This is a genomic window from Pseudonocardia lutea (assembly GCF_042658055.1).
In the GTDB taxonomy this organism is placed as follows: domain Bacteria; phylum Actinomycetota; class Actinomycetes; order Mycobacteriales; family Pseudonocardiaceae; genus Pseudonocardia; species Pseudonocardia lutea.
In genome coordinates this window covers 14,464-29,725 of record NZ_JBHSQK010000118.1, presented here as the reverse complement: position 1 = coordinate 29,725, position 15,262 = coordinate 14,464, and the positions used below count along the sequence as shown (strand labels likewise).

Sequence of the window (15,262 nt, the reverse complement as noted above, 5' to 3'; positions counted from 1 at the left end):
CGCCGCTCACGAGCTACACCACGCCATGGGGCGTCATCGGACCGGAACCCCCGACTCGCAGGACCGGAACCCCCGACTCGCGGGTGCCGGAACCCCCGACTCGCGGATGCCGGAACTCCCGACTCGCCGTCCCGGGTGCAGTTCCTGACCGATCTCGCGGCGCAACGGCCTGCGCCGTGACGGCCGGCGTTCCCGACCCCCTCCCGCTGATCCCGCTCGCCCTGTAGCGTGCGTCACCGTCGGAAGGAAATGACGATGACGTCACGTTCGCAGTCGTTCGACCACCCCCTCGCGGGCCTGCGCGTCCTCGAGGCCGGGGACACGCTGGCCGCCGCCTACGCGGGCCGGCTCCTGGCCGACCTCGGGGCGGAGGTCGTGCTGCTGGAGCCGTCGCAGGGCCACCCGTTCCGGACCCTCGGCCCGTTCCTGCAGTCGGTGCCCGACGCCGAGCGCAGCGCCTCCTTCGCCTACTTCCACGCGGGCAAGCGGTCCGTCACCGCCGCCGCCGACGATCCCGCGGTGCGCGCGCTCGCGGCCCGCGCCGACGTGCTGATCCGGTCCACCCGGGACGGCGCGGACTGGATCGGCGACGACCTCGTCGCGGAGATCGAGGCGGCCCGGCCCGCGCTCGTCGTCGTCGACGTCTCGACCTTCGGGCGCACCGGCCGCGACGGCCCGCACCCGACGAACGACCTGCTCGCGCTGGCCGCCGGCGGCCTGCTGTCGATCAACTCGACCACCCTGCGCGGCCCCGATCCGCTCCCCCTGCGCTACCGCGGCGAGCTGTCGAGCGTGCACGCGGCGTGCGGCGCCGTGCTCTCCCTGCTCGGCGCCCTGTTCGAGCGCCGGCGCAGCGGGCTGGGCCAGCGGCTCGACGTCTCGCTGCAGGCGTCGGTCGCCAGCGTGCTGGCCACGGCCATGTCGCGCTACCACTACACCGGTGAGCTGCCGGTGCGGCAGGGCAACCGCAGCGTCGGGCCGTGGGGCTTCTACCCCTGCAAGGACGGCACCGTGCTCATGCAGATCACGCGCGACGAGGAGTTCCGCCGCCTGGTCACCATGCTCGGCGACCCGGACTGGGGTTCCCTGGAGATCTTCGGGACGACCGCCGGGCGCGACGAGAACGCCGACGTCCTCGACGTGTTCGTCCGCGAGCACCTCGAGGGGTTCACCCTCGGCGAGTTCCTCGACCTCGCGCACACCCACCGCATCGCGGCCGCCCCGATCCACGGCGCCCGCGACATCCTGGAGTGGGACCATCTCGCCGCGCGGGGGTCGCTGCCCCCGGTCGCGCTGGGTGGTGCGCCGGGCGAGTCGCTGCCGGCCCCCGGGCGGCCGTGGCGGGTGGACGGCACCGTCCCGCCGCCCCGCGACCGCGCGCCGGCCCACGGCGAGGCCGCCGCGGAGTCGCTGTGGTCCGGCCCCACCGAGCACCCGGCCGGCTCGGGCACCCCGGCCGAACGCCCGCTCGAGGGGGTCCGGGTGGTCGACCTGACCTGGGTGTGGGCCGGCCCCTTCGCCGCGATGCAGCTCGCGCACCTGGGTGCGGACGTCGTGCGGGTGGAGACCGGGACGCGCCTGGAGACCACGCGCGGGCTCGGGCCGTACGCGGACGGGATCGTCGGGGTGGACCGCTCCGGCTACTTCAACCAGTACAACCAGGGCAAGCGGGGGGTGGCGCTGAACCTGAAGACCGCGCGCGGGATGGAGCTGCTGCGCGGGCTGATCGCGACCGCCGACGTCGTGATCGACAACATGAGCGCCGGCGCACTGGCCCGGATGGGGCTGCCGTACGAGACGCTCAAGGAGATCAACCCGCGGATCGTCGCCGTGTCGATGACCGGCTTCGGCGAGTCCGGCCCCTACCGGGACCGCACCGCCTACGGCTCGCTGATCGACGCGCTCAGCGGCATCGCGTCGTCCAACGGGGACGTCCGGGGTGGACCCACCGACCTGGTCATGTCCCTCCCGGACCCGATGGCCGGGATCACCACCGCGATCGCGACCGTGGCGGCGCTCTACCAGGCGCGGGCGAGCGGCGAGGGCGTGCGCGTCGAGACGGCGATGTTCGAGGCCTGCCTCGCCGCGTTCCCGTGGCCCGTGCTGTTCGGCGGGGCCACCGGCGGCGAGGTACCCGTGCTCGGCAACCGCGACGAGCTGGCCGCCCCGCACGGGACCTTCCGCTGCGCGGGCGAGGACGAGTGGGTGGCGATCGCCTGCGAGGACGACGCGCAGTTCGCCGCCCTGGCCGTGGTGCTCGGCGCCCCCGAGCTGGCCGACGACCCGCGGTTCGCCAGCCTGGCGGCCCGGCGCGTGCACGAGGACGCGCTCGAGGCGCTCGTGACCGCGTGGACCTCGCAGCGCACCCCGGCCGAGGCGGCGCGGGCGTTGCAGGCCAAGGGCGTCGGCGCGGAGGCCGTGGCCCGGGTCGACGAGGTCTACCGCTCCCCCGTCCTGGAGGCCCGCGGGTTCTTCCCGGAGACCGTGCACGCGGTGATCGGCACCCGCCGGCTGCCCTCGGTCGGGTGGCTCGCCTCGCGGAGCGCGATGGGCCCGCAGGGCGCCGCCCCGGCGCTGGGCCAGCACACCCGCGAGGTGCTCGGGGAGATCCTCGGCCTGTCCCCGGCCGAGCTCGACGCGCTGGAGCGGGAGGGCGTCACGGTCTGAGGAGCGGCCGGCGGGCTGTGCCACGATCACCCCCATGACCGACGCGACGACGCGGGCCGGGGAGCTGCGCGAGCGGTACTCCCGGCCGGACCTCTGCCTGGCCACGGAACTGTGCGACCGGCACCCGGCCGGGGACGTGGCGGCCACGCTGGTGGCCGGGGACCTGTCGGCCGTCGATCTCACCTACGGCGAGCTGCGCGAACGGTCCGAGCGGCTCGCCGCCGGGCTCGCCGGGCTCGGCGTCGGGCCGGGCTCGCGGGTGGCGACGCTGCTGCCCAGGACCGCGGACCTGCTCGTCACGGTGCTGGCGGTGGTGCGCCTCGGCGCGGTGTACGTGCCGCTGTTCACCGCCTTCGCCCCGCAGGCGATCGCGCTGCGGCTCATCGCGTCCGGGACGTCCGTCGTGATCACCGACGGGAACCAGCGGCCGAAGCTCGATCCGGGCGAGGACATCCCGGCCGACGCGCCGTGGACCGTCGTGACGGTCGGGTCGGCGGAGTGGGAGCGGCTCGCCGGCGCGGCCCCCACCGGTGCGCCCGCGGCCGTCGGCGGCCCCGACGCGGCGATGGTGCAGCTCTACACCTCGGGCACCACCGGCAAGCCCAAGGGCGTGATCGTCCCGGCGCGGGCGCTGGCGTCGATGGTCGCGTACCAGGAGCTGGCGCTCGACGTCACCGCCGACGACGTGTTCTGGAACGCCGCCGACCCGGGCTGGGCCTACGGGCTCTACTACGCGCTGCTCGCCCCGCTGGCCACCGGCCGCCGCACGCTGCTGCTCGACGCCGGCTTCTCCGCGCGGACCACCTGGGAGGTGCTCGGCCGGTTCGGCGTCACCTCCTTCGCCGCCGCGCCCACCGTCTACCGCGGGCTGCGGGCCTCCGGGATCGTCCCGCCCGAGGGGCTGCGCCTGCGCACCTGCTCCAGCGCGGGCGAGCCGCTGAACCCGGACCTGGTGACGTGGGGCCGCGAGGTCCTCGGCGTGGAGGTGCGCGACCACTACGGGCAGACCGAGCTCGGGATGGTCGTCGCGAACGCCTGGCACCCGGACCTGCGCGCCGAGATCCGGCCCGGCTCGATGGGCCGCGCCCTGCCGGGCTTCCGGGTCGCCGTGCTCGCCGACGACGCCGAGCAGGAGGTCGCGCCGGACACCCCCGGCCGGGTCGCGCTCGACGTGCCGGCGAGCCCGCTGCTGTGGTTCGACGGCTACGCGGGCGGGGTCCGCGGCGACCGGTTCAGCGAGGACGGCCGCTGGTACCTCACCGGCGACGCGGGCCGCGCCGACGCCGACGGCTACCTGTACTTCTCCGCCCGGGACGACGACGTGATCATCATGGCCGGCTACCGGATCGGCCCGTTCGACGTCGAGTCGGTGCTGTCGACCCACCCGGCGGTCGCGGAGGTCGCCGTCGTCGGCATGCCGGACGAGCTGCGCGGCGAGGTGGTCGAGGCGTTCGTGGTGCTGCGCGAGGGCGCCGAGGCGGGCCCGGACCTGCCGGACGAGCTGGCGCGGCTGGTGAGGACCCGCTACGCCGCGCACGCCTACCCGCGCCGGGTCCACGTCGTCGACGCCCTGCCCAAGACGCCCAGCGGCAAGGTGCAGCGGTTCCTGCTGCGGCAGCGGGGACGCTAGGCCCGCACCGGGACCGGCAGGGCGGTCGGCACCCCGAGCGGCAGGATCGTCAGCCGGTCGGCCAGGCCGGCCTCGGCGAAGGCGCGGTTCAGGGTGCCCGGGCCCTCGGTGAAGTGCAGCCAGCCCTCGCTGTGCACCGGCAGGATCCGGGCGGTGTCGAGCGCCCGGGCGGCGAGCACCGCGTCGGCCGCGGTCAGGGTGAGCGCCTCGGGCCGGTCGGGGCGGCGGGCCGCGCCGCAGAACAGCACGGCGAGGTCCACGCGCGGGACCCGCTCGGCGACGGCCTCGACCACGCCGACGGAGGCGTTGTCCCCGGAGACGTAGACGGTCGTCCCGTCCGGCGCGCCGAGCACGAAGCCGGTGACGGGCCCGGAGAAGGCCTCGGCGCCGGGCGGCCCGTGCCCCGCCGGCTCGGCGGTCACGACCAGCGGTCCCGACGGGGTCGGGACCTCGACGGAGACCCACGGCGCCAGGCCCTCGACCCCGGCGATCCGCGCGGCGGCGGCCGGGGTGGACAGCACCCGCCCGGCCTCGCCGAGCAGCGCGCGACCGGACGCGTCGAGGTTGTCCGGGTGCTGGTCGTGGGACAGCAGGACGAGGTCGACGCGGCCGACGTCCTCCCGCGGCACGGCGGGGCCGGTGAGCTTGCGCAGCACGCGGCCGTCGCCGAGCGGGTGGTCGCCGGGCGGGTCGAAGGTGGGGTCGGTGACGAGCCGGAGGCCCGCGAGGTCGAGGACGAGGGTCGGGCCGCCGACGTGCAGCGCGGTGAGGGTCATGCCCTCATCCCAGTCCCCCCGGCGGCCGCGTTCCAGTGGCCCGCGGGTCGACGGTCGCTCACATCGGGCCAGGTCGGGCCTACGCTGGCCCGGTGCCCCACGCGATCGCGGTCCTGGCCTTCCCGGGGATCAGCCCGTTCCACCTCTCGGTGCCCACGCTGGTGTTCACGGCCGAGCTCGGCGGCCGCCCGCTGCCGGGCTACCGGGTCACGGTCTGCGCGGTCGAGCCCGGCAGCCTGCCGACGCGCGCCGGTTTCGACCTCGCCGTGCACCACGGGCTCGAGGCGGTGGCCGAGGCCGACACCGTCGTCCTGCCCAGCTGGGACCCCGATCTCCCGGTCGCCCCGGCGCTGGGCGAGGCGTTGCGCGCGGCGCACACCCGCGGCGCCCGCGTCGTCGCGCTCTGCCTCGGCGCCTTCGCGCTCGCCGGGTCCGGCCTGGTCGAGGGCCGCGAGGTGACCACGCACTGGCACGCCGCCCCGCTGCTCGCGGCGCGGTACCCCGGCATCCGGGTCCGCTCGGACGTGCTGTGGACGGACCTCGGCGACGTGGTGAGCTCGGCCGGCACCGTCGCCGCCCTGGACTGCTGCCTGCACCTGGTGCGCCGCGACCTCGGCGCCGCGGTCGCCGGTGAGGTGGCCCGGCGGCTGGTGATGGCCCCGCACCGGGACGGGTCGCAGGCCCAGTCCGTCCGCACCCCGGTGCCCGACGACGACGGCCCGGACGAGATCGCCGAGGCCATGGCCTGGGCGCGGTGGCGGCTGGACCGGCCGCTCGACCTCGACGCGTGGGCCGACGGCGCGCGCATGTCGCGGCGTACGTTCACCCGCCGCTTCCGCGAACGCACCGGGGAGAGTCCCGGCCGCTGGTTGCTGCGCCAGCGCCTCGAGCTGGCCCGCACGCTGCTGGAGACCACCCAGCTGCCGATGGACGAGGTCGCCGAGCGCTCCGGGCTGGGCTCCTCCGCCTCGCTGCGCCGGCACTTCCGGCAGGTCCTCGGCACCAGCCCGCGCCGGCACCGCGACCAGTTCGCCGAGGTCACCCCGGTCCAATGCTGAGCACGGGCTCCCGCGCGGCGCCCTCAGCCCGGCCGCCCCCTCCAGGCCTCCACGAGCAGCTCGTGGCTGCGGACCCGGTCGGCGTGGTCGCTGGTGATCGTGGTGACCAGCAGCTCGTCCGCGCCGGTCACCCGGGCCAGGGTCGCGAGCTTCTCGCACACGGTGTCCGGCGCGCCCACGAACTGGGTGTCGACCCGGTCCGCCACCCCGGCCCGCTCCTCCGGCGTCCACTCGCGGGCCCGCGCCTCGGCCGGCGTCACGTACGGCCGGGCCCCGCCGCCGGAGCGGATCTCGAGCACCCACTGCCCGTACGGCGCCGCGAGCTCGCGGGCGCGGGCGTCCGTCTCCGCGACGACGACGTCGGCCGACACGATCACGTACGGCTCGGCCGCGCGACCGGGCCGGAAGGCCTCGCGGTAGGCGGCGACGGCGTCGAGCACGAGGTGCGGCACGAGGTGGTAGCTCACCGCGAACGGCAGCCCGTACTCGCCCGCCACCCGGGCGCTCTCCCCGGGGGTCGAGCCGAGGACGACGATCTCGACGTCCGCCCCCTCGGCGGGGGTGACGTGCAGCGGCTCGCCCCCTGGACCGCGGGCCGTGCCGGCGAAGTAGCCGAGGATCTCGCCGACCTGCCGGTGGTAGTCCGGCGGCTCCTGGTCGGGGTCGAAGCCGAGCAGCTCGGCGAGGCAGCCGTACAGCGCGAGGTCCGACGGGACCTTCCCCGGCTTCGGCAGCAGCAGCCCGTCGACCGTGCGGCTCTCCGGCGCCCGCCCGCCCCTCCGGCCGGTGGGACCGTGCCGGATCAGCCGCAGGATGCGGTGCAGGTCGAAGCGCCCGAGCCCGACGTCGACCCGCCCGGGATGGACCGCGGCCACGGTTCCGAACTGCTCCGCGACCTGCACCGGCCGGGTGTGCGGGAGCTGCACGGCACCGGAGCCCACCCGGATCCGCTCCGTCGCCGCGGCGATCAGCGCGACCAGGACCGGCGTCGACGCCGACGCGACGCCCGTGGCCAGGTGGTGCTCGGCCACCCAGTAGCGGTGGTAGCCCGCCCGCTCCGCCGCCCGCGCGAGGTCGATCGAGTTGCGCAGGGCGTCGCCGGCCGTCCCGCCCGCGGGCACCGGTGAGAGGTCGAGGACCGACAGCGGGAGCCTCACCGGCGGGTCCCGTCGGCGAGCCCGTCGACCACCTCGGTGAGCACGGCCGCCCACCGGTCCGGCGCCTCCACCGGCGAGAAGTGCCCGACGCCGTCGAGCGGGCGCAGGTCCACCTTCTCGAACCAGTCGTCGAGCCGGTCGCTCCAGGCGCGCGGGAACAGCGGATCGTGCTCGGGCCAGAGCACGGTGGTCGGCACCGCGACCCGGCGAGCGGGCGGCTCCTCGGCGAGCGAGCGCGCGATCGTCCCGGAGCCGCTGCGGTACCAGCCGATCGAGGCGGTGAACGCCCCCGGCGGCGAGTACAGCGCGGTCAGCCGGTCGAGCCGCTCCTCCTCCACGGTGAAGTCCGGCCCGGACCAGTGGTCCCAGAAGTGCCGCAGGTAGGCGCGCACGGCGTCGGGCCGGCCGTCGACCACCTGCTCGGGCAGCCCGAGCCGGTGGAAGTGCTGGTACCAGAACTCGGCCGCGGCCGCGGGCTCCAGCACCCGGCGGCCCGCACCCGGCAACGGCGGGGCGACGACCAGGGCGGCGACGCGGTCCGGGTGCTCGGCGGCCAGCGTCTGCGCCACCCGGCTGCCCACGTCGTAGCCCGCCACCACCGCACGCGCGAGCCCGAGCTCGTCGAGCAGCGCGAGCACGCCGCCGGCCTGGCCCGCCGCCGCCACGTCGCCCCCGGGGTGCCTGTCCGACTCGCCGAAACCGCGCAGGTCCGGCCACACCACGTCCGCCCTGCCCGCCTCGGCGAGCAGGTGCGCGACCGCGGCCCAGTCGCCGCGGTCGCCCGGCCAGCCGTGGAGCGGCAGCACCGGGCGCCCGCGGCCGGCCCGCTCGTAGGCCAGCGCGTAGCCCTCCGCGTCCGGTGTGGTCCGTGTCGTCCCTGCCACACCTCGGACCTTACGGTGCCGCCTCCGCGTCGTCTTCCGTCCGAGCCGCGGTTAGGGTCGGTGTCGTGGTCCCCGGGGTACTGAGGCTCATGCTGACGCAGCGGCGGTGGATCGACCGCTGCCTCGTCACGACCACCGGCTGTCGCGCGCGCTGACGCACGCACCCCTTCTCTCGACCCACCAGGGAGAGCTGTCGGATGACCCCCCTGCACCTCGCCGTCGCCCTCGAGGGCACCGGCTGGCACCCCACCTCGTGGCGCGAGCCCGAGGCCCGCCCCACCGCGCTGTTCGACGCGGGCTACTGGGCCGACCAGGTCCGCGAGGCCGAGCGCGGCCTGCTCGACCTGGTCACGATCGAGGACGGCTTCGCCCTCCAGTCCTCGCGCCCTCATCAGCCCGACGAGCGGACCGACCAGGTCCGCGGCCGGCTCGACGCGCTGCTCGTCGCGGCCAGGGTCGCGCCGCTGACCTCGCACGTCGGGATCGTGCCGACCGCGATCACCACCCACACCGAGCCCTTCCACTTCTCGAAGGGCATCGCGACCCTGGACTACGTGAGCACCGGCCGGGCGGGGGTGCGCGTGCGGGTGTCCACCCGGCCGGACGAGGCCGCGCTCGTCGGCCGGCGGGAGATCCGCCGGGAGGACGCGCCGGAGCTGTTCGACGAGGCCGCGGACTGGGTCGAGGTCGTCCGCCGGCTGTGGGACAGCTGGGAGGACGACGCCGAGATCCGCGACGCGGCGACCGGCCGGTTCGTCGACCGGGACAAGCTGCACTACATCGACTTCGAGGGCCGGTTCTTCTCGGTGCGCGGCCCCTCGATCACCCCGCGACCCCCGCAGGGCCAGCCCCTGGTCGCCGCGCTCGCGCACCGCGACCACGCCTACCGCCTCGTCGCGCGCTCCTGCGACCTCGGCTTCGTCACCCCGCAGGAGACCGCGGACGTCGCCCCGATCCTCGCCGAGATCCGCCGCGAGCAGGAGGCGGCGGGCCGGGCGGAGGAGCCGCTGCACGTGCTCGGCGACGTCGTGGTGTTCCTCGACGAGAGCGCCGAGGCCGCGCGGGACCGCAAGGGCCGCATGGACACCCGGCTCGGTCGTGAGCTGATCAGCGACGCCCGGATCCTCGCGGGCACCCCCGCCGAGCTGGCCGACCTGCTGTTGGAGTGGCAGGAGGCCGGGCTGGCCGGCGCCCGGCTGCGCCCCGGCTCCGTGGACCACGATCTCGCGCAGATCACCCGCGGGCTGGTCCCCGAGCTGCAGCGCCGCGGCGCCTTCCGCACCGCCTACGAGGCCGACACCCTGCGCGGGCTGTTCGGCCTCGACCGCCCCGCCAACCGCTACGCCGCCTGAGCGCCGGGAGGACATCGCATGTCGCGCAAGCAGATCCACCTCGCCGCGCACTTCCCCGGCGTCAACAACACCACGGTGTGGAGCGACCCGGAGGCCGGCAGCCACATCGAGTTCGACTCGTTCGTCCACTTCGCGCGGACCGCCGAGCGGGCGAAGTTCGACTTCCTGTTCCTCGCCGAGGGCCTGCGGCTGCGCGAGCAGGGCGGGGAGATCTACGACCTCGACGTCGTCGGGCGGCCGGACACGTTCACGGTCCTGGCCGCGCTCGCCGCCGTCACCGACCGGCTCGGGCTGGCCGGGACGATCAACTCGACCTTCAACGAGCCCTACGAGGTCGCGCGCCAGTTCGCCTCGCTCGACCACCTCTCCGCGGGTCGCGCGGCCTGGAACGTCGTGACCTCGTGGGACGAGTTCACCGGCGAGAACTTCCGCCGCGGCGGCTTCCTGCCGCAGGAGAAGCGGTACCTGCGCGCCAAGGAGTTCCTCGCCGCCACCTGGGAGCTGTTCGACTCCTGGCGGGGCGACGAGATCGTGGCGGACAAGGAGTCCGGCGAGTTCTGGCGGCCAGCCGGCGACTTCGCGATCCGCTCGGACCAGTTCGCCATCCACGGGCGGTTCCCGGTGCCGCGCAGCCCGCAGGGGCGACCGGTGATCCTGCAGGCCGGGGACTCCGAGGAGGGCCGCGAGTTCGCCGCCTCCGGCGCCGACGCGATCTTCACCCGGCACGGCACGCTCGAGGCGGGCCAGGCCTTCTACGCCGACGTGAAGGGCCGGCTGGCGAAGTACGGCCGCTCCCCCGACGACCTCAAGATCATGCCCGCGGCCACGTTCGTCCTGGGCGACACCGAGGCCGAGGCGCAGGAGAAGGCCCGGCACGTCCGGTACCAGCAGGTCAGCCCGGCCACCGCGATCAAGTTCCTCGAGCAGCTGTGGAACCGGGACCTGTCCGACCACGACCCGGACGGCCCGCTGCCCACGGTGGACCCGGTCGTCGGCGAGAACACGATCTCCCGCGGCCGCGCGAGCGTGCGGATGTACCGGGACCCGATCGCGACCGCGAACGAGTGGCGCGAGCTCGCCGAGGCCAAGCACCTGAGCACCCGCGAGCTGATCATCGAGGTGACCGGCCGGCAGAACTTCATCGGCACCCCCGGCCGCGTCGCCGAGCTGCTCGACGAGTTCGTGCAGGCCGACGCGTCGGACGGGTTCGTGCTCGTCCCGCACATCACCCCCGGCGGGCTCGACGGGTTCGCCGACACCGTGGTGCCGCTGCTGCAGGAGCGCGGGGTGTACCGCAGCGACTACGAGGGCACCACGCTGCGCGAGCACCTCGGGCTGAAGTCCGCGCCGACCACCACGACGACGGACCTCGGGACCGCCGTCGCGGAGTGAGGGGTCAGCGCCCGTGCTGGCCGTCGTCGACCTGGATCACCGTGCCGGTGACCAGCTCCGACGCCGGCGAGCAGAGGTACAGCAGGGTGCTGTCGAGCTGCTCCGGGGCGCCGAGGCGCTTGCGCGGGAAGGGCTCCGCCAGGCCGTCGGCGTCCGTGTGCAGGCGATCGATCATCCCCTCCATCATCTCGGTGAGGAAGGCGCCGGGGGCGATGCCGTTGACGTTGATCCGGTACCGCGCCCACTCCACGGCCAGCACCTCGGTCATCCGGTTCAACGCGGCCTTGCTCACCGAGTAGAGCGCCGCGGCGCCGGTGTGCCGGTAGTCGAAGGCGGCCATGGAGGAGATGTTGACGATCCGGCCGGGCCGCTCGGCGGCGATCAGCCGCCGGCCGACCTCGGTCGCCAGCAGCCAGGGACCGCGGACGTTGGTGTCGAGCACGGCGTCGACGACCTCGAGCGGCATCCGGTGGGCGCGCTTCGCGTCGGGGACGCCGGCGTTGTTCACCAGGATCGTGACCGGGCCGAGCTCGGCCTCCACGCGGTCGACCGCGCCGGGGATCTCCTCCGCCCGCGAGACGTCGAGCTGCACCGGTAGGCACCGGCCCCCGGCGGCCTCGATCTCCTTCGCCAGCTCCTCCAGCCGCTCCACCCGACGGCCGGCGGCCGCGACGGCGGCGCCCGCCCCGGCCAGGACCTCGGCGAAGCGCCGGCCGAGACCGGACGTCGCACCGGTGACGAGGGCGACCTGGCCCTCGAGCTCACGGGACACGGGCACACACCTCACGGGCGTCGGCGACGGGGGCGGACCGACGCTAGGCGGCGGCGAGCGATCTTGTCAAACGTTCGTTCAGATCACGGCGGTTCAGCGGCATCAGGAGGTCGTGGCGTCGGTCCGGGTTCGCGACGGACCGGCCCCCGTCGCGCGCCGCGGCGTCGTCGAGGATCACCGCGCTCCCGGTGGCCGGGGCGGCCGCACGGACCCGCACGGGACCGGCGCCCGGCGGAGGACGGCCCGCCGACCGGTCGACGGACCTTGCCCGCCCGTCCCGGGCGTCCGTACCGTGCGGCGACGGGCCGTCGACACCTTCTGCGGCCCCCGGCCGACGGGAGGCCGCCAGGATGCCCGAACCGTCCGACGTCCGCAGGACCCGCCGCGCGGTGGTCGGGGTCCCGCGGTCGCTGCACGAACGGCTCGTCGACGTGCTGCGCGACGTCCGCTACCCGGCGGAGCGCTGGGAGATCATCGCCGGGGCCGCCGCCCGGGGCGCCGACACGGTGACGGCCTACCGCCTCGCCCGGCTGCCCTACCGCACCTACCCGGACCTCGACGCCGTGCTCGCCGGGGTGTTCGCGGGGCGGGCGGCGGTGCCGCGGCCGGGGCCGGTCGAGCCCGCGTAGGGCCCGGTCCGACCGCTCAGGGCCGCGGCACCTCCCCCGACGCGACCACCCCGCCCGTCGCGTCGGCTATCCGGACGCTCGCGACGGCGTCGGGCGGGCGCGCCACGCCCCACCACTCCGTACCGCCCTCGGCGTCGTAGACGGTGGAGGCGGCCACCGTGCCGTCCTTGCGGAGGAGGTCGCAGGTCAGCCGCCCGGGGCGCGGCACGTCGAGGTAGACCGAGAGGAGGTCCGGTCGTGACCGGTCGACCAGGACGTCGCCGACGTGCCGGTCGCCCACCAGCAACGGGGCGGCGACCACGGGGGCACCGGGCGTGCCCGTGCTCGCCGACCCGGCGAGCCAGCCGAGCGCGAACACGGCCCCGACCAGCGCGGCCGCGGCGGCCACCCGGCCCCACCCGGGCAGCCGGCGGGGCGGCCGCACCGGCCCGATCCGGCGCAGCACCCGCTCCTCGAACCCGGCGGGCGGCTCGACCGGCGGGACGAGCGCACGCAGCCGGTCGTGCAGGCCCGCGAGCCCGGCCACCTCGTCGCGGCAGGGCGGGCACCGCTCCAGGTGGGCGAGCGCCTCGGCGCGTTCGTGCCCGTCGAGCAGGCCGAGCGCGAGCTCCGGGGCGAGCTCCCGGCAGCGGGTGCAGTCCGAACCGCTCACGACGGGCCCCACTTCGGCTCCAGGGCCGTGGCCAGCCGCAGCATGGCCGTCCGGATCCGGGTCTTCGCCGTGCCGACCGGGATGCCCTCGCTCTCGGCGACCTCCCGGGCCGTCAGCCCGCGGAAGGCGGCGAGGACCAGGGCGCGGCCCTGCTCGGCGGGCAGCGCGCGGATCGCGGCCCGCAGCTCCGCGGCGGACTCGGCGGCGAGGGTCGCCCGCTCCGGCCCGTCCGGGGCGGCGCCGAGCACCTCCTCGAGATCCAGCGGGTCGACGGGCGCGGCGCGGCGGGCCCGCACGGCGTCGACGGCGAGGTGGTGGGTGATCGCCGTCAACCAGGTCGTGACCGAGCCGCGGCGGGGGTCGAACACCGCGGCGTGCCGCCAGGCCCGTTCGAAGGCCTGCTGCGCGACGTCCTCGGCCTGGCGGGGATCGCCGAGCACGGCCATCGCCGCGCCGAAGACCCGGCTCTGGAAGCGCCGCACGAACGCGACCGACAGCTCGGTGTCGCCCGCGGCCAGGCCGGCGAGCAGCAGGTCGTCGGGGAACCCGTCGACCGGCCCGGCCCGCCACGCCATCGTTCGTTCCTCTCCCCCCGGCCCCGGGCTGCTCAGCCCCGGGCCCGGCCCGCGGCCAGTGACCAGACCAGGACCCACACCGCTCCCACCAGGCAGATCATGGCGAGGGGCACGTGCACCGCCATGACCCCGTGGCTGCCGAGGTAGGCCTGGAGGAAGGTCACCACGAACAGGGCGGCGGCCAGGACCGCCGGCCACCACGGTCCGCCCGTCGAGCGGACCACGAGGAACGCGGCGATCGCGGTCAGCCCGGTGAGCACGTGCACCACGACCGCGCCGCCGGCGTGCAGTGCCTCGGCGGCCCCGCTGCGGGACAGGATCTCCCCCGCGCTCGCCCCTTGCACCACGATGACCAGGACGGACAGCGCGGCCAGGACGCGCAGCAGGTTCAGGACCGCCGGAGAGACGGCGGACGCGGCGTGCGAGCGGGTCATGGGGCTCCTCTCGTCGGCCGGACTCCCCGGCTCCGGTGCTACGGCGGGGCGGGCCCGCGGGATTGCCCCGGCCCCCGATCGTGACCCTCCCGTGACCTTCGCGCGAGGGGCCGACCGGGAGGTCGCCGCCGGGGGAATGCGTGTTTCGGCGGGTCCCCGCCGTCACGCCGGCGACGGGTGGAGCGAGTCCCCGGGCGAGGCGGTGCGACCACACGGGGAGAGGCCGACATGGACGATCCGGTGCCGGGGCACTACGGCACGCTGATGGCGATCGCGCGCGGCTACCAGCGCTCGCAGGCCCTGGCGGTCGCGGCGGAGCTGGGCGTCGCGGACCTGCTCGCCGACGGGCCGAGGCCCGCCGCCGATCTCGCCGCGGCCACCGGGACGCACCCCGACGCGCTGTACCGGCTGCTCCGGGCCCTGGCCGCGATCGGCGTGTTCGCCGAGCACGACGACCGGCGCTTCTCGCTCACCGCCATGGGCGAGCTGCTGCGCCGGGACCACCCGCACTCGCTCGACCCGGCGGTCCGGATGTTCTGCGCGGGCTACGAGTGGCGGGCCTGGGGCGAGCTCGGGCACAGCATCCGCACCGGCGAGAGCGCCGCCCGGCAGGCCCTCGGCACCGACATCTGGGAGTACCGGCGCCGGCACCCGGAGGAGGCCGAGGTCTTCGACGCGGCGATGCGAACCATGGCCGCCTCCTACGCCGACGCGATCCTCGCCGCGCACGACTTCGGGCGGTACGGAGTGGTCGCCGGCGTCGGCGGCGGTACCGGCGTCCTGCTCGCGGCGATCCTGCGCGCCCACCCCGGCGTCAGGGGGGTCCTGGCGGAACAGCCGCACGTCCTCGAGCGGGCGCCGGCCGTGCTCGAGGCCGCCGGCGTCGCGGACCGCGTGAAGCTGGTCGGGTGCGACTTCTTCGCCGCGGTGCCGTCCGGCGCCGACGCCTACGTCCTGCTGCGCGTCCTGCACGACTGGTCCGACGGCGACGCCCTCACCATCCTGCGGCGCGTGCGGCAGGCGCTGCCGGCCTCGGCGCGGCTGCTGGTGGTCGACGGCGTCGTCGGGCCGCCCGGCGAGGACGCCCTGACCAAGTTCCTGGACCTGATGATGCTCGTGTCGGCGGGCGGGCGGGAGCGCACCGAGGACGAGTGGACCGCCCTGCTGGGCGACGCGGGGTTCGCCGTCGAGGCCGTCGTCCCCGCCGGGCCGGGGCGCTCCGTGATGGAGGCCGTGCCCGTCGGCTGACTCCCGGGAAGGACCCGGGCGAGCGGGTCGTCCGCG

General features: G+C 76.0%; 15 protein-coding genes. 7 read left to right on the top strand and 8 right to left on the bottom strand.

Annotated elements, in window-relative coordinates:
• Positions 1 to 255 precede the first annotated feature (255 nt).
• Both ACFQH9_RS31125 and ACFQH9_RS31120 read left to right on the top strand, forming a co-directional pair.
• Positions 256 to 2,667 carry a CaiB/BaiF CoA-transferase family protein gene (locus ACFQH9_RS31125; protein WP_379571873.1) on the top strand — a complete coding sequence of 804 codons (2,412 nt, stop codon included), beginning with the start codon at positions 256 to 258 and terminating at the stop codon, positions 2,665 to 2,667.
• 34 nt (positions 2,668 to 2,701) lie between these two features.
• Positions 2,702 to 4,297 carry an AMP-binding protein gene (locus tag ACFQH9_RS31120; RefSeq protein WP_379571871.1) on the top strand — a complete coding sequence of 532 codons (1,596 nt, stop codon included), beginning with the start codon at positions 2,702 to 2,704 and terminating at the stop codon, positions 4,295 to 4,297.
• Here the strand turns inward: ACFQH9_RS31120 and ACFQH9_RS31115 are convergent.
• Positions 4,294 to 5,073 (bottom strand): MBL fold metallo-hydrolase, encoded by a 780-nt coding sequence (locus tag ACFQH9_RS31115; protein WP_379571869.1) that lies wholly within the window; start codon positions 5,071 to 5,073, stop codon positions 4,294 to 4,296. The genes ACFQH9_RS31120 and ACFQH9_RS31115 overlap by 4 nt on opposite strands.
• Before the next feature lie 92 nt (positions 5,074 to 5,165).
• Between ACFQH9_RS31115 and ACFQH9_RS31110 the strand changes: the two genes are divergently transcribed.
• The gene (locus ACFQH9_RS31110; RefSeq protein WP_379571867.1) at positions 5,166 to 6,131 is read left to right on the top strand and encodes a helix-turn-helix domain-containing protein; all 966 of its coding nucleotides are present in this window, start codon (positions 5,166 to 5,168) and stop codon (positions 6,129 to 6,131) included.
• 23 nt (positions 6,132 to 6,154) lie between these two features.
• On the opposite strand, the gene ACFQH9_RS31105 is transcribed toward ACFQH9_RS31110, so the two are convergent.
• Together ACFQH9_RS31105 and ACFQH9_RS31100 are read right to left on the bottom strand one after the other, a co-directional pair.
• A complete protein-coding gene (locus tag ACFQH9_RS31105; protein ID WP_379571865.1) occupies positions 6,155 to 7,288 on the bottom strand; it encodes an LLM class flavin-dependent oxidoreductase in 1,134 nt (377 codons plus the stop codon).
• A complete protein-coding gene (locus tag ACFQH9_RS31100; protein WP_379571863.1) occupies positions 7,285 to 8,172 on the bottom strand; it encodes an alpha/beta fold hydrolase in 888 nt (295 codons plus the stop codon). Before ACFQH9_RS31100 ends, ACFQH9_RS31105 begins: the two co-directional genes overlap by 4 nt.
• 197 nt (positions 8,173 to 8,369) lie before the next feature.
• On the opposite strand from ACFQH9_RS31100, the gene ACFQH9_RS31095 reads away from it, so the two are divergent.
• A complete protein-coding gene (locus tag ACFQH9_RS31095) occupies positions 8,370 to 9,524 on the top strand; it encodes an LLM class flavin-dependent oxidoreductase (RefSeq protein ID WP_379571861.1) in 1,155 nt (384 codons plus the stop codon).
• Positions 9,525 to 9,542: 18 nt separating this feature from the next.
• Complete coding sequence (locus ACFQH9_RS31090) at positions 9,543 to 10,916, top strand: NtaA/DmoA family FMN-dependent monooxygenase (protein ID WP_379571859.1); 1,374 nt, start codon at positions 9,543 to 9,545, stop codon at positions 10,914 to 10,916.
• Positions 10,917 to 10,920: 4 nt separating this feature from the next.
• On the opposite strand, the gene ACFQH9_RS31085 is transcribed toward ACFQH9_RS31090, so the two are convergent.
• Both ACFQH9_RS31085 and ACFQH9_RS31080 read right to left on the bottom strand, forming a co-directional pair.
• Positions 10,921 to 11,688, bottom strand: coding sequence for an SDR family NAD(P)-dependent oxidoreductase (locus ACFQH9_RS31085; RefSeq protein WP_379571857.1), 768 nt, complete (start codon positions 11,686 to 11,688; stop codon positions 10,921 to 10,923).
• A gap of 43 nt (positions 11,689 to 11,731) precedes the next feature.
• Positions 11,732 to 11,866 (bottom strand): hypothetical protein, encoded by a 135-nt coding sequence (locus ACFQH9_RS31080; RefSeq protein ID WP_379571855.1) that lies wholly within the window; start codon positions 11,864 to 11,866, stop codon positions 11,732 to 11,734.
• Between the two features lie 172 nt (positions 11,867 to 12,038).
• On the opposite strand from ACFQH9_RS31080, the gene ACFQH9_RS31075 reads away from it, so the two are divergent.
• Positions 12,039 to 12,317 (top strand): DUF2795 domain-containing protein, encoded by a 279-nt coding sequence (locus ACFQH9_RS31075; RefSeq protein WP_379571853.1) that lies wholly within the window; start codon positions 12,039 to 12,041, stop codon positions 12,315 to 12,317.
• Positions 12,318 to 12,333: 16 nt separating this feature from the next.
• Here ACFQH9_RS31075 and ACFQH9_RS31070 read toward each other — a convergent pair whose 3' ends face one another.
• The 3 genes from ACFQH9_RS31070 to ACFQH9_RS31060 are packed head-to-tail and all read right to left on the bottom strand — an operon-like array spanning position 12,334 to position 13,978.
• The gene (locus ACFQH9_RS31070) at positions 12,334 to 12,969 is read right to left on the bottom strand and encodes a zf-HC2 domain-containing protein (RefSeq protein WP_379571851.1); all 636 of its coding nucleotides are present in this window, start codon (positions 12,967 to 12,969) and stop codon (positions 12,334 to 12,336) included.
• Positions 12,966 to 13,544, bottom strand: a complete 579-nt coding sequence (locus tag ACFQH9_RS31065) for an RNA polymerase sigma factor (protein ID WP_379571849.1) — start codon at positions 13,542 to 13,544, stop codon at positions 12,966 to 12,968. Before ACFQH9_RS31065 ends, ACFQH9_RS31070 begins: the two co-directional genes overlap by 4 nt.
• A 32-nt stretch (positions 13,545 to 13,576) precedes the next feature.
• Positions 13,577 to 13,978 carry a hypothetical protein gene (locus ACFQH9_RS31060; protein ID WP_379571847.1) on the bottom strand — a complete coding sequence of 134 codons (402 nt, stop codon included), beginning with the start codon at positions 13,976 to 13,978 and terminating at the stop codon, positions 13,577 to 13,579.
• A 228-nt stretch (positions 13,979 to 14,206) separates the two neighbouring features.
• On the opposite strand from ACFQH9_RS31060, the gene ACFQH9_RS31055 reads away from it, so the two are divergent.
• The gene (locus ACFQH9_RS31055) at positions 14,207 to 15,226 is read left to right on the top strand and encodes a methyltransferase (protein WP_379571845.1); all 1,020 of its coding nucleotides are present in this window, start codon (positions 14,207 to 14,209) and stop codon (positions 15,224 to 15,226) included.
• The last annotated feature ends 36 nt before the right edge of the window (positions 15,227 to 15,262 follow it).